The 13,083-nt window shown below is 66.7% G+C and carries 11 protein-coding genes; all 11 read left to right on the top strand.

From position 1 onward, the window contains the following. Positions 1 to 29 precede the first annotated feature (29 nt). Entirely contained in the window at positions 30 to 1,232 is a 1,203-nt protein-coding gene (locus D9V29_RS02965) for an MFS transporter (protein ID WP_229790437.1), read from the top strand. 149 nt (positions 1,233 to 1,381) lie between these two features. Then, complete coding sequence (locus D9V29_RS02960) at positions 1,382 to 2,455, top strand: LacI family DNA-binding transcriptional regulator (protein ID WP_121671837.1); 1,074 nt, start codon at positions 1,382 to 1,384, stop codon at positions 2,453 to 2,455. After that, on the top strand, positions 2,452 to 3,384 hold the full coding sequence (locus tag D9V29_RS02955; RefSeq protein WP_121671836.1) for a carbohydrate ABC transporter permease: 933 nt from the start codon (positions 2,452 to 2,454) through the stop codon (positions 3,382 to 3,384). The genes D9V29_RS02960 and D9V29_RS02955 overlap by 4 nt, the downstream gene beginning before the upstream one ends. Then, positions 3,381 to 4,220, top strand: a complete 840-nt coding sequence (locus tag D9V29_RS02950; RefSeq protein WP_121671835.1) for a carbohydrate ABC transporter permease — start codon at positions 3,381 to 3,383, stop codon at positions 4,218 to 4,220. Before D9V29_RS02955 ends, D9V29_RS02950 begins: the two co-directional genes overlap by 4 nt. 42 nt (positions 4,221 to 4,262) lie before the next feature. Beyond that, positions 4,263 to 5,558: an ABC transporter substrate-binding protein gene (locus D9V29_RS02945; RefSeq protein ID WP_121671834.1), complete on the top strand. Its 1,296-nt coding sequence runs from the start codon at positions 4,263 to 4,265 to the stop codon at positions 5,556 to 5,558. 69 nt (positions 5,559 to 5,627) lie between these two features. Continuing rightward, on the top strand, positions 5,628 to 6,797 hold the full coding sequence (locus D9V29_RS02940; protein ID WP_121671833.1) for an ADP-ribosylglycohydrolase family protein: 1,170 nt from the start codon (positions 5,628 to 5,630) through the stop codon (positions 6,795 to 6,797). Next, positions 6,794 to 8,161: an ADP-ribosylglycohydrolase family protein gene (locus D9V29_RS02935; RefSeq protein ID WP_121671832.1), complete on the top strand. Its 1,368-nt coding sequence runs from the start codon at positions 6,794 to 6,796 to the stop codon at positions 8,159 to 8,161. Before D9V29_RS02940 ends, D9V29_RS02935 begins: the two co-directional genes overlap by 4 nt. Then, positions 8,158 to 9,090: a ribokinase gene (locus D9V29_RS02930; RefSeq protein ID WP_121671831.1), complete on the top strand. Its 933-nt coding sequence runs from the start codon at positions 8,158 to 8,160 to the stop codon at positions 9,088 to 9,090. The genes D9V29_RS02935 and D9V29_RS02930 overlap by 4 nt, the downstream gene beginning before the upstream one ends. Further along, positions 9,087 to 11,024, top strand: coding sequence for an SUMF1/EgtB/PvdO family nonheme iron enzyme (locus tag D9V29_RS02925; RefSeq protein WP_121671830.1), 1,938 nt, complete (start codon positions 9,087 to 9,089; stop codon positions 11,022 to 11,024). The genes D9V29_RS02930 and D9V29_RS02925 overlap by 4 nt, the downstream gene beginning before the upstream one ends. Next, a complete protein-coding gene (locus D9V29_RS02920) occupies positions 11,021 to 12,208 on the top strand; it encodes a CaiB/BaiF CoA transferase family protein (RefSeq protein ID WP_183084896.1) in 1,188 nt (395 codons plus the stop codon). The genes D9V29_RS02925 and D9V29_RS02920 overlap by 4 nt, the downstream gene beginning before the upstream one ends. Next, positions 12,205 to 13,068, top strand: coding sequence for an HpcH/HpaI aldolase/citrate lyase family protein (locus tag D9V29_RS02915; RefSeq protein ID WP_121671829.1), 864 nt, complete (start codon positions 12,205 to 12,207; stop codon positions 13,066 to 13,068). The genes D9V29_RS02920 and D9V29_RS02915 overlap by 4 nt, the downstream gene beginning before the upstream one ends. Positions 13,069 to 13,083: the final 15 nt, after the last annotated feature.

Here is a 13,083-nt window from a genome sequence, read left to right as displayed (position 1 = left end):
CGAGCGGGGGAGCCGCATACGCTGGGCTGGTGCCCCGATTGTCCCTCCCGCGTCTGACGAACATTCGTCGTCTGCCGCGAGACGTGCTCGTGCTCGGGGTGATCGCGTTTTTCGTGATGGTCGGGTTCGGCGTCGTCGTTCCCGTGCTGCCGGTGTACGTGCGCAGTTTCGGCGTCGGCTACCTCGAAATCGGGGCCGTGGTGTCGGCGTTCGCCCTGATGCGTTTCGTCGCGAGTCCGTTCTGCGGGCGGCTCATCGACTGGCTGGGTGAGCGCACCCTGCTCGCGATCGGTATCGGGATCGTCGCCCTCTCGAGTGCGCTCGTCGGCCTGGCCGGGAGCTACGTCGAGATCCTGCTGCTGCGGGGCGCTGGCGGCATCGGGTCCGCCATGTTCACGGTGTCGGCGATGACGCTGCTTCTGCGGTCGACACCCGCGTCGAGTCGTGGGCGTTCGGTCGGCTTCTACCAGGGCGGATTCCTGCTCGGAGGAATGGCAGGCCCGGCGATCGGTGGGGTTCTCGCGACGGTGTCGCTCACGGCGCCGTTCTTCTTCTACGCCGGGACGCTGGCGGTCGCCGGCCTCGTCGGACTCGTTCTGCTGCAGCGAGGTGCGGTCGAGGACTCGGGCGCTCCGGCGCCGGCTGAGCTGCCGCTGCGCAGCGTTCTGCGGGACCCCCGGTTCCGTGCCGCCTGCCTCGCCAACTTCGCCAACGGCTGGACCTCTCTCGGGGTGCGCAGTGCACTGATCCCGGTCCTCGTTGTCGAGGTGCTCTCGGGAACGGCGGCGTGGACCGGTGCGGCATTCGCCATCGCCGCGGTCGTCCAGACGATCGCCCTCGGGCCCGCCGGCCGATTCGTCGACACCGTCGGCCGCAAACCCGCAATCCTCGGCGCGTACACCGTCGCGGCGGCGACGATCCTCGCGATCTCGATCGCCCCGAACTTCGCGATCCTCACCGTGCTGCTGTGCGTCTACGGGATCGCTGCCGCGTTCATGGGCACCGCCCCCGCAGCTGCGGTCGGGGATGCCACGGCTGGCGCGCGCGGCGGCCGACCGGTCGCCGTGTTCTCGATGACGAGCGACCTCGGTGCGATTGCGGGCCCACTCGTCGCCGGCTGGCTTGTCGACGTGGCATCCTTCCCCGCCGCCTTCGGCGTCGCAGCGGTGTTCCTGCTCATCGCCGCGCTGTCCGCATTGCGGATGCCACGCGAGGCGCCGCCCGCGGAGTAGGCGGGACGCCGCAATCGATCGGCCCCACGAGGCCCTTCCGCCGGTCATGCGCGCGACCGCGACATCCGTCAAACGTCTTGACATCGAGACGTATCGGTGGCATCTTCGAGATCGTTGGAAACGTTTACAGTTCCGCTCAAAGGAGAGCCTTGGTTCGTGTCACCATCACCCAGGTCGCCGCTCATGCCGGCGTCTCCGTGGCGTCTGCCTCACGGGCGCTGAACGGCCAGATCGCGAGCGCGGAGACGGTCGCGAAGGTGCAACACGCGGCCGCCACACTCGGCTACGTCGCCGATGCGACGGCACAGTCCCTCAAACGCGGCCGCACGAAACAGCTCGCCTATGCCGTTGCCGACATCGGCAACCCGGTCTACGTCGAAATGATGAGCGCGATCGAGCGTGTGGTCTCCGCATCCGGTTACCGCCTGGTCCTCTCGTCGACGGGCACCTCGTCATCGTCGGTCGACGTCGTGCGCGACCTCGGACGCGGTTATGTCGACGGCATGATCCTCTCGCCGCTCCGGGTCACCGACGAACTGCTCACCGCACTCGCCAAGACACCGACACCTGTCGTCGTGCTCGGCCGTTTGCCTGACGACGTGAACCTCGATACCGTCCGTGCAGACTCGCTCACGGCGATGCGTCTCGTCGTCGGTCACCTGGTTGCCGAGGATCGCCGGGACATCGCCTTCGTGAACGGACCCGTCGACACGACCCCAGGCGCTTTTCGCCGCGATGGCTTCGCCGCGGCCGTTCTCGCGCACCCGCTTCTCACGACGCGCAGCGTCGATGCCGAGGACTTCACGATCTCGGCGGGGTACGCCGCCGCACGCCAGGTTCTCGAGGGCGACCGGCGTCCTGACGCCATCGTCGCCGCGAACGACCTGATCGGCATCGGTGCCATTCGAGCGGCCGAAGACCTCGGACTGCGGGTCCCGCACGAAATCGTCGTCACCGGCATTGACAACACGGAGCTCGCAGGAGTGGTCAGGCCTGGACTGACGAGCGTCGATCTCGGAGCAGAGGAGCGCGGCCGCGTTGCCGCCGAACTCCTGCTTGCCCGCATCGCTGAACCGTCTCGTGCTGCGCATACCGTCACCGTCGCACCGTCGCTGGTTGTGCGTGGATCATCGGTTCACCGCCCCAACACACAGGGCCACGCATCTCCGGCCGACCGCAGTACCGAAGCCACAGGGCTCGGCGAAGAGAGGGCAGCCGGATGAGCAGTGTCGCCACAAAGGTCCCGCGGCAGACGAAGCGGGTCGGTCATCGTGCCCGCGCACAGCGCCGTGAGGCGGTAGCGCTCGTCATCCCAGCATTGCTGCCGATCATCATCTTCTCCGTCATCCCCCTCGCGAGCGGTGTGGCCCTCGGCTTCACGGATGCCACGCTGAAACGCAACGCCGAAATCAACTTCATCGGGTTCGGCAACTTCATCGAACTTCTCGGCGATCACCGCTTCTGGGGATCCTTCGGGATCGGCATCGTCTGGGCCGGGTCGGTGGCGCTTCTGACCCTCGTCTGCGCGATGGCACTCGCGCTGCTGCTCAACAGTGACCTACGGCTGAAGGGGCTCACCCGCGTACTGGCGCTGATCCCGTGGGCGATGCCACCGGTCGTGATCGCGATCGTCTGGCGGATGATCTACAACCCCAACTCGGGTCCGCTCAACGGCGCGCTCGAAGTGTTCGGGATTCCCGGCGTCAACTGGCTCGGCGACTTCTCGACAGCCCTCCCGGCGGTCATCGTGGTGGGCGTCTGGTCAGGCATCCCTCAAACCACCGTGCTGTTGCTTGCCGGCATGCAGTCGATCTCGGCAGAGCAGCACGAGGCTGCGGCCGTCGACGGTGCAGGCGCGATCCGCCGCTTCTGGCACATCACCCTGCCGAGCCTGCGCCCCATCATCATCGCCGTAACGGCGCTCGACTTCATCTGGCAGTTCAACTCCTTCGGACTCATCTACGTACTCACCGAAGGAGGCCCGGGAGGGCGCACGATGATCCCCCCGCTGTTCACGTACCTCGAGGCCTTCCGTAACCGGGAGATCGGGTACGCGTCGGCGATGGGCGACGTGCTGGTGATCGCCATCATGCTCATCCTGTCGCTCTATCTCGTCAATCAGTTCCGCCAGTCGAAGGGATCACGCGCATGACCATGAAGCGCCCCTGGTACGCAACGGTGCTGATGTATGCAGCACTCGCGATGTTCCTGTTTTTCCTTGGTTTTCCGCTGCTGTGGCTGCTGTCCGCCTCGTTCAAATCGAGCGGAGAGCTGAACTCGCTGGCCGTGAATCTCCTGCCAGCGGAGTGGGACTTCAGTAACTTCGGTGCGGCCCTCGAACGCCAGAACCTGCTGCTCGCGGCAGGCAACTCGCTCTTCGTCTCGATCGCGACGATGGTGATCACGGTGCTCCTGTCAATGCCGATGGCCTATGCGCTGGCTCGCCTGAAAGGGCGCCTGCGAGCCGCGGGAACTGTGTGGATTCTCACCAGTCAGGTGTTCCCATCGATCCTCATCATCATCCCGTTGTTCCTGGTGCTGCGTGCCATCAGCCTGAACGACACCCTTCTCGGCCTCATCCTGGTTTACGTCACGTTCACGCTGCCATTCACACTCTGGATGCTGCAGGGTTACGTCGCGGCGATTCCGACCGAGCTGGAAGAAGCGGGAGAGATGGACGGCGCGTCACGCATCACCATTCTGCGGACGATCGTTCTTCCTCTTCTCGCCCCCGGTCTCGTTGCGACGGCGATGTTCACCTTCGTCTCGGCGTGGAACGAGTTCTTCCTGGCTCTTGTGCTGCTGCAGAGTCCGGAGTTATACACGCTGCCGATCGCCCTGCGCTCATTCCTGGGTGCCGAAGGACAGACCCAGCTCGGACCGCTGGCCGCAGGCGCGATCCTCGCGACCATCCCGTCGCTCATCATTTTCAGCATCCTGCAGAAGAAGCTGACCGGCGGAATGCTCGCCGGCGCAGTCAAAGGCTGACCCGGCCTACCACGGGGAATCACAATCAGAAAGGCGAGCAACATGAAGAGAATCCGAGGCATTGGAGCCGTCGCGTTCGCGGGCGCGGCAGTCCTCGTCCTGAGCGGATGCCAGCAAGGCAGCGCAACCAACAGCGGCGACGGAGGCGACGACGGTGCAGTCACGCTTCAGTTTCAGTCGCTGTCCGACCAGCCGGCGACGCAAGCGGCCGTCAAGGCGATCGTCGACGACTGGAACGCGGAGAACTCCGACGTCCAGGTCAAGATCGTCCAGGCGGGATGGGACGGGACGTTCGACAAGCTCGTTACGCAGTTCACCGGCGGAACGGCACCGGACATCATCCACTATGAGGCAAGCTCGATCGTCTCCTTCGCGGCCGACGGCTATCTCGCCGATCTGACCGACTACATCGATGGCGACCTGAAAGCAGACATCTCCGAGGGCATCTGGGACTCTGTCACCCAGAACGACGAGATCATCGCGTACCCGTCGACGCTGCAGTCCTACATGGCGTTCGCCAACGCCGACCTTCTCGAGGCCGCCGGCGTCGAGGTTCCCACCGGGGACTCGATGACGTGGGATGAGCTTCAGGAGATCGCGAAGGCGACCACAACCGGCGACGCCCACGGCCTGGGCTGGGGACTCGGGTCGCCGACTGCGGCGATGATGAGCCTCGCGCTCGGCTTCGACGGCACCTTCTTCTCGGGTGAGGGCGAGGACGCCTCGATCGAGGTCGGCGACGCGGAACTCGCCGTGCCTGAGCTGGTCCACGAGATGACGTACACCGACAAGTCGGTCGATCCCACCTCCCTGACCCAGTCGGGATCAGAGGTGCTCGCCTCGTTCTACGGCGGCAAGGTCGCGATGACCGTGCAGGGCTCATTCCAGGCGACGAACATCGCCAATGATGCTCCGGAAGGTTTCAACTGGGTGGCTCTGCCCCCGCTTGAAGGCTCCGAAGGCGCTATCCAGGCAGCGAACCCGCAGACGTACTCAGTGAACATCGATTCCGAGTACGTTGAAGAATCCGCCGAGTTCCTCAACTTCTTCATGGCCGGCGACAACCTCGCCCAGATCGCCTACGCCGACGCGCTCATCCCGTCGTCTGACGCGGCGCGCGCCGAGGTGGAGAAACTGGCGGCGGACAACCCCGCCTGGACTCAGGTGCTGGCATCAGGCGATGGTCTCGTCGGACCGCCGTTCCTCAAGGTGGAAAAGTACACCGAGTGGAAAGACACGATCGCGACGCCGGCCTTCCAGCAGTACCTGGCCAATGAGATCACCAGCGAGCAGCTCGCCGCTCAGCTGTCCGACGGCTGGGCCGACATCGCCGGCTGATGACACCCGCGGGGGCGGCCACCGGTTCGCCCCCGCGTTTGTCGACAGCTGGAGTCATAAGGAGAAAATATGTTCGTGTTGCAGGATCGAGTGGCCGGAGTGCTCGCAGGAGCCGCAGTGGGAGACGCCCTGGGAGGGGCGACCGAGGGGTGGACCCCCGATCAAATCGAAGAGCGTCACGGCGGTCGAGTCGAGGGAATCGTTGGGCCGTTCCTTGCCGACTGGAAGACAGCGCGGCCGATTGCCCCGTACCACAAGGGTGATGGGCACGTCACCGACGACACCCTCATGACGCACGCGCTCGTGGAGGTATACGCCAAACGACGTCGTCACCTCGACGCGTACGACGTCGCCGGCGACCTGGTCCCGCTCATGATCGGCGAACGACGCTGGGTTCCCGAACTCGAGGACGATGCACTCATCCTGCAGCGTGTCTTTCTCGCCGAGAAGTGGATCGTCGCGAAGCTGCACTATGGCCACGCCGACCCTCGCGAGGCGGGCGTCGGCAACATCGTCAACTGTGGGGCCACGATGTACATGGCACCCGTCGGGCTCGTGCACATCGGTGACGCGCGCGGTGCATACGCCGAGGCGATTGACATCGCCGGCGCGCACCAGTCGTCGTATGGGCGTGAAGCAGCGGGAGTGTTCGCGGCTGCGGTGGCGGCATCCGCAGCCCCCGGCGCGACCATCGCTGATGTTCGCGCTGCCGTACTGGACGTCGCTCACGATGGCACCGCCGCGGCGATCCGCGCCGTGTTCGACGCCGTCGACGATTTCATGGGCGCCGGTGGATCGGATGATCCCCGTGACCTCGCTCGCATCGTGCGCACTGCCGTCGCCCCGTTCGACACGGTGGGCGATCACTACCGCGCGCCGGCGATGGACGCCAGGCTCCCGTCACGCACCAAGTCGATCGAGGAGCTTCCGGTCGCGCTGGGCTTCGTCGTTGCCCGGGACGGGGATCTGCGGGCGGCGGTACTCGACGCTGTGAACTACGGGCGTGACTCCGACTCGATCGCGACGATGGCCGGTGCCATCTGCGGCGGCCTCTCCGGCTACGACGCCGTCCCGAGCGAATGGGTCTCCGGCGTCACAACGGCCAGTCGGCTCGATCTCGACGGCGTGGTGGCTTCCATGACGGACGTCGTCCGCGACGTCGCACGAGCGGATGCCGACCGCGCGACGCAGCGAGCGGCGGCACTTGCAACAGTGCTGGGCCGGGAGACCGCGGCGTGAGGTTGACGTGGGCGCAACCCGAAGACCTGGTCCCCGCCGAGCTCGCCGCCCTGCGCGAGCAGGGCGTCGAGGAGAGCGAGATCGCTCCCATCGAACGGCGATGGGCGAACGGGGGCGGATCGATTGCGCTCGCGCCCTCGGGGGCAAGCGCAGTGCCCGCTCCACCTGAGGTGCGCGCTCTGGCGCGCACAGTGCTTGACGAATTGCAGGCCCTGCAGACGCCGAGCTCCGAGGAGCCGGACGAGTGGTCCGATATCACCGCGCTGCTCCCCGCCGTTTCATCCCCGGGCGAGGTGTCCGTTGCGTTCGCTCGCGTGCATGGAGCGTGGCTTGGCCGGTCCGCCGGGTGTCTGCTCGGCAAGCCCGTCGAGAAGATTCCTCGCAGGGGCATTGAGGAGATCGCTCGTTCGACAGGGAACTGGCCGATCCGGACGTACTTCACCGCAGTCGGTCTTTCCCCGGACATCGGGAATCGGTGGCCCTGGAACCGTCGCTCGGCACCGACCTCCCTCGTGGAGAACATCGACGGGATGCCCGAGGATGACGATCTCAACTTCCCGATCCTCGCGCTCCAGCTGCTCGAGACCCATGGCGCGAACCTGACGACCGAGCACATAGCCGAAGCGTGGCTGGGCGCCCTCCCCGCTGGCCGGGTCTTTACCGCCGAGCGTGCGGCGTACCGGAACATCCTCGACGCGCGGTCCATCCCGGACACGGCGAAACATCACAACCCGTTCCGCGAATGGATCGGCGCTCTCATCCGTGCCGATGTGCATGGCTGGGCGCACCCGGGCGATGTGCGTGCCGCTGCGGCATCGGCATGGACAGACGCGCGACTCAGTCACACCCGCAACGGCATCTACGGCGAGATGTGGGCTGCCGCGCTGTGCGCCGCGTCGCTCGTCGCCCCTTCCGCCGGCGAGGCCCTGGATGCTGCAGACACCGTCGTGCCGCCGGATTCCCGCCTTGCCGTCGCCGTTCGCCTGGGACGGGAAACGGGCCGCTCACTCGCCACGGGCGGATTGACCGCAGACTCAGCGCTCGACTCCCTGCATTCTGCCTTCGAGGGGATGCACTGGGTGCACACGCTCAACAATGCGGCGCTCGCCGCCTGCGCTCTTGAGGCGTATGGCGACGATTTCGGCGCCGCCATCGCATTTGCCGTCGCCGGCGGATGGGATACCGATTCGGTCGGCGCGACCGTCGGATCCGTGGTCGGCGGACTCGTCGGTGCCGAAGGAATCGGTGAGGCGTGGACCGGGCCGCTGAAAGATCGAATCTCGACCTCGATGCCCGGAGGTGCGGAGCGTTCCATCCGGGAGCTGGCTGACCGTACGCTTCGCCTGTCGAAGGGAATGTCATGAGTGTCGTCGTCGTCGGCAGCATCAATCAGGACGTCGTCACGCGCGTCCGCCGGATTCCAGCCCCGGGCGAAACGGTACTCGCGTCCTCGCTGGTGCGCACCGGTGGAGGAAAGGGCGCGAACCAGGCCGTCGCTGCCCGTCGGGCGGGAGGAGCATCCGTCGCCTTCGTCGGGGCTGTGGGAACCGACCCGGAGGGGGAAAACCTTCGGGATGCCCTCGTCGCTGACGGCGTCGACGTCTCCGGGCTGTCGCAGGTCGAAGGACCGAGCGGCATGGCGTTCATCTCGGTGGACGACACCGCAGACAACACCATTGTTGTCGTGCCCGGCGCCAACGCGGCAGCCACCGCTCTGACGCCAGTTCAGCGTTCGCTCGTGTCAACGGCACGTGTCGTACTCACACAATTGGAAATTCCCGTCGCTCTGGTACAGGATGCCGCCACCGCCCGCGGCGCCCAGACCTGGCACCTTCTCAATGCCGCACCGTCGGCGCCGTTCCACTCGGCCAGGGCAGCGCTGCTTGCCTCGGTGGATGTGCTCATCGTCAACGAGCATGAGGCGCTCGACATCACCGACGTCGACGACCTCGAGGCGGCGGTGACGGCGCTCGCACCACTCGTACGCGCGCTCGTCGTCACCCTCGGCCGTCGCGGATCGCTCGTCGTGTGCGGAGAAGAGCGCGCCGACATTGCGGCTTTCGCTGCAGACGCGGTCGACACGACCGGCGCGGGCGACACCTTCTGTGGAATGTTCGCCGCTGCCCTTGCAGCATCCGGACGCGCACCCCAGAGCGTCGATATGTCATTGCTTAAAGTCGCAGCCAGGGCAGGGGCGGCTGCGGCCGCGATCGCTGTTACCCGCCCGGGTGCGCAGGACGCGGTGCCGTCAGCAGCGGAGGTCGCCGCATTGACCGAGAGGACACAGGCATGAGCGGCGGTTTTGACCCCCTTCACCCCCGCGAGCTGGATCTGCCCACGCGAGTTCCCCTCGACGTCGATCTCTCCGAGGGGGACGCGGCAACTGTTCTCGACGACGCCAAGATCTTTGCGGCGCCGGCCGACCCGGCCGACTTCGACCGGTGGCGCGCCCAACTCGCTGCGTGGCGCGACGGCGCGAGACGACGCCACGGAGAGCCCACCCGTTACGCCGACCCTGCGTCGGCTTGGGCAAGCAGCTGTTTCACCGTGGCGCAGACCTGGCTGTGGGACGAACTGTTCTTCGACTTCGAAACCCAGCGTTTCACCCCTGAGCGTTTTCTCGCTGATGCCCAGGAGCGATTTGGAGGTCTCGACGGAATCGTGCTGTGGCACGCGTATCCAGTGATCGGTATCGACGATCGCAATCAGTGGGACTTCTACGAGGTGCCAGGGCTTGCCGACGTCGCCGCGGTCTTGCGTGCAGCGGGTGTTGCCGTGTTCCTCGACTACAACCCGTGGGACACGGGGACACGTCGAGCGGGCGATGACGCGACCGAACTCGCCACGACCGTGCGCCGAATCGGCGCGGATGGCGTCTTCCTCGACACGCTCAAGAAGGCCGATCCTGAGCTCGTCGCAGCACTCGACGCTGCACGAGAAGGCGTCGGCCTCGAAGGGGAGTCGAAGCTCGCAACCGAGCGGATCGCCGACCATACGCTTTCGTGGGCCCAATGGTTTGCCGATTCCGAGACCCCGGGCGTCCTTCGCGCCCGGTGGTTCGAGCGCCGCCACATGCAGCATCACATCCGCCGCTGGCACCGCGACCATGCTGCCGAACTTCGATCCGCCTGGCTGAACGGTGTCGGGGTCATGGTGTGGGAGGTCGTCTTCGGTGCCTGGGTCGGGTGGAACGACCGGGATGCCGCGACGCTGCGCCGGATGCTTCCTGTCCAGCGTCAATTCCATCGCTGGCTCGTGGAGGGAGCGTGGACGCCCCTCGCCGTGCACGAGGGCGGCGTCGTCGGTTCCGCCTTCGAGCTGGACGGTGTGACCGTGCTGCTCCTCGCCAACACAGCGAACGACGACGCCGTGTACGTTCCTTCCGGCGCACGATGGTCTCCGCTTCACGCCGGCGACACCGCCGACGCGATCACGGTGCCCGCAGGCGGAATCGCCGGGGCCGTGCAGATCAGCCACGGAACTCCAGCGCCAGAGGAGCTCGGGATTGCGCAGGCCGCCCTCGCTGGCCAAACCGCTGACCGGGACGCGTCGTTCCGGCACCGCACCTCCCGGCGTCTCGACGCACCCCGGTGGAACGGGCCGGTCGTGCACGATGAATCGGTCTGGGACCGCCCCGTCGAGGTACCCGCCGGCGAACACACGCTTACCGTGCGATACCGGATGAGAGAGACCGGTATGTACGACGGTGCGCCCTACGTCGACGAGTGGAAGCCGCTGCCTCCCCGGTTGCACGACCAGCGGACCATCGACCGGGTGGTTGTTGTTGCGCGGCCCGTGCAGGTTGCCGCCTCGGAGGTGAGCGAAGCTGAGTACGCCCGCTTCCTCGAAGCGATCGGCGAGGTCGCGGATGCCCGCGACCCCGAACGCCCAGCGACGAACGTGACATTCACGCGCGCCAGGGAGTACGCGGCCTGGGCAGGCGGCCGGCTTCCCACCGAGGACGAGTGGCAACTCGCCGCAACCCAGCAGGATTTCACTCGCAGGATGCCGGAAGTGTGGAACTGGACCGAGTCGGAGCATTCAGATGGCCGCTCGCGATTCGTCATGCTCAAGGGCGGCAGCGCCCACTGCAGTGTGGGTTCGGACTGGTATTTCGACGGCGGGGTGAAGCCTCCGGAGTTCACCGCGAAGCTGCTCCTGCCCGGGCTCGGCCAGGATGCGTCGCCGTCAATCGGCTTCCGGATCTGTCGAGAGGATGCGTCGTGAGTGCGCTCGACGGAGTGCGCGTGGTCGACGCGTCGACGCTGTTCGCCGGCCCCATGGCTGCGATGCACCTCGGCGACATGGGTGCCGACGTCATCAAGGTCGAGCATCCGAACCGACCTGACCCTGCGCGCGGTCACGGACCCAGCAAGGACGGCCAGAACCTCTGGTGGAAGACGCTCGGTCGCAACAAGCGCACCGTGGCGATCGACCTGCACACCGACGGTGGCCGGGATGCGTTCCTTCGGCTGGCACAAACCGCAGACGTTGTGATCGAGAACTTCCGCCCGGGCACCCTCGAGCGCTGGGGACTCGACTACGCCGCACTCTCCGCCGAGAATCCCGGATTGGTGCTCGCCCGCGTGACCGGATTCGGACAGATCGGCCCGTACCGCCGCCGCCCGGGTTTCGGGACCCTTGCGGAGGCAATGAGCGGGTTCGCGTCGTCCACCGGTGAACCCGACGGCCCGCCGACTCTTCCTCCCTTCGGGCTCGCGGACGGGGTGGCGTCGCTCGCAACGGCGTACGCCATCATGGTCGCCCTGCATGCGCGAGATCGAGACGGCGTCGGCCAGGAAATCGACGTTGCCATCATCGAGCCCATCCTCGCCATGCTCGGTCCGCAGATCACCCGGTGGGATCAACTCGGCACGGTGCAGCCACGGACAGGGAACCGATCGGTCAACAACGCACCTCGTAACGCGTATCGAACGGCCGACGGATCGTGGGTCGCTGTCTCGACGAGCGCTCAGTCGATCGCTGAGCGTGTCGTCGCTCTCGTGGGCCGGCCAGAACTCGCGGATGAGACGTGGTTCGCAAGCGGGGCGACTCGCGCCGAGCACGCGGACCTCCTCGATGACGCCGTCGGCGGCTGGATCGCGCAGCACTCGCGCGATGAGGTCGTCGCAGTGTTCGAGGAAGCAGAAGCAGCGGTCGCGCCGATCTATGATCCGTCCGACATCGTCGCCGACCCGCAATTCAATGCGCTCGGAACGATCCACCGCATCCACGATGCCGACCTGGGCGAGATCGCCATGCAGGGACCGCTGTTCCGGCTCTCGCGTGATGACGCGACCATCGCGTTCACCGGACGGGCGCACGGTGCGGATACCGACGCCGTGCTGGTCGAACTGGGCTACACCGACGACGAGCTCGCTGCCCTGCGTGCTGACGGGAGCATCGCATGACTCGATTGACCATGGTCGCGCTCTACGCTCCGGCAGACCGACCGGAGCGGTTCGACAAGGCACTCGACGCCGGGGCGGATGCCGTCATCGTCGATCTTGAGGATGCCGTCGCCGCCTCGCGGAAAGCAGATGGGCGGGCGGCGCTGAGCGACTTCGCCGCGAAGTGGGAGGCCCGCGGCGAACGGGCACCCACGGTACAGGTACGCGTCAACGGATCGGGTTCGCCCGCACACGACGCCGATCTGGCGGCGATCACCGGACTCCCGATCGCGTTCGGCGTGCGCTTGCCGAAGACCCAATCGGCCGAGGATGTCGCAACGCTCCGTGCCGCGCTGCCGGGCCGCGAGGTGCACGCTCTGCTCGAGTCGGCGATCTCCATCGAGCGCGCGTTCGAGATCGCCTGCTCGGGTGTCTCCTCGATCGCAACCGGTGAGGCCGATCTCCGCGCCGAACTCGGCGTACCCGCCGGGCAGGAAGGGGAGGCGGGCCTGTCCTGGTCGCGCAGCCGCATCGTCAATGCCGCCGCAGCGGCTGGGCTTCCTGCGCCCTTGATGGCCGTCTTTGCCGACGTTGCCGACCTGGATGGCCTGGACGCGAGTTGCCGTGCTGGCCGAGCGCTCGGTTTCGCCGGGCGAACCGCTGTGCATCCGCGCCAGCTCGAGGTCATCCGCACGGTCTTCACACCGGATACAGCGGACATTGCACGCGCGCAACACATCGTGGACCGCGTCCGTTTCGCCGCTGCCGACGGCACCGGTGCATTCGTGCTCGACGATGGCACATTCATCGACGTCGCGATGGTGCGGGCTGCCGAGCGGGTTCTGCGTCAGGCGGGGGTTCGCCGCGATCCGTCAAGGTGACGGGCCGACACACCG

The organism is Mycetocola manganoxydans, assembly GCF_003667545.1.
Taxonomy (GTDB): Bacteria; Actinomycetota; Actinomycetes; order Actinomycetales; family Microbacteriaceae; genus Mycetocola_A; species Mycetocola_A manganoxydans.
This window is presented reverse-complemented; position numbering and strand designations above follow the sequence as displayed.

What these genes read in the sequence shown, in the direction of transcription:
- D9V29_RS02950 (WP_121671835.1), top strand. Translation starts at nt 3,381, where the DNA reads ATGACCATGAAGCGCCCCTGGTACGCAACGGTGCTGATGTATGCAGCA.
- D9V29_RS02930 (WP_121671831.1), top strand. Translation starts at nt 8,158, where the DNA reads ATGAGTGTCGTCGTCGTCGGCAGCATCAATCAGGACGTCGTCACGCGC.
- D9V29_RS02925 (WP_121671830.1), top strand. Translation starts at nt 9,087, where the DNA reads ATGAGCGGCGGTTTTGACCCCCTTCACCCCCGCGAGCTGGATCTGCCC.
- D9V29_RS02945 (WP_121671834.1), top strand. Translation starts at nt 4,263, where the DNA reads ATGAAGAGAATCCGAGGCATTGGAGCCGTCGCGTTCGCGGGCGCGGCA.
- D9V29_RS02940 (WP_121671833.1), top strand. Translation starts at nt 5,628, where the DNA reads ATGTTCGTGTTGCAGGATCGAGTGGCCGGAGTGCTCGCAGGAGCCGCA.
- D9V29_RS02955 (WP_121671836.1), top strand. Translation starts at nt 2,452, where the DNA reads ATGAGCAGTGTCGCCACAAAGGTCCCGCGGCAGACGAAGCGGGTCGGT.
- D9V29_RS02915 (WP_121671829.1), top strand. Translation starts at nt 12,205, where the DNA reads ATGACTCGATTGACCATGGTCGCGCTCTACGCTCCGGCAGACCGACCG.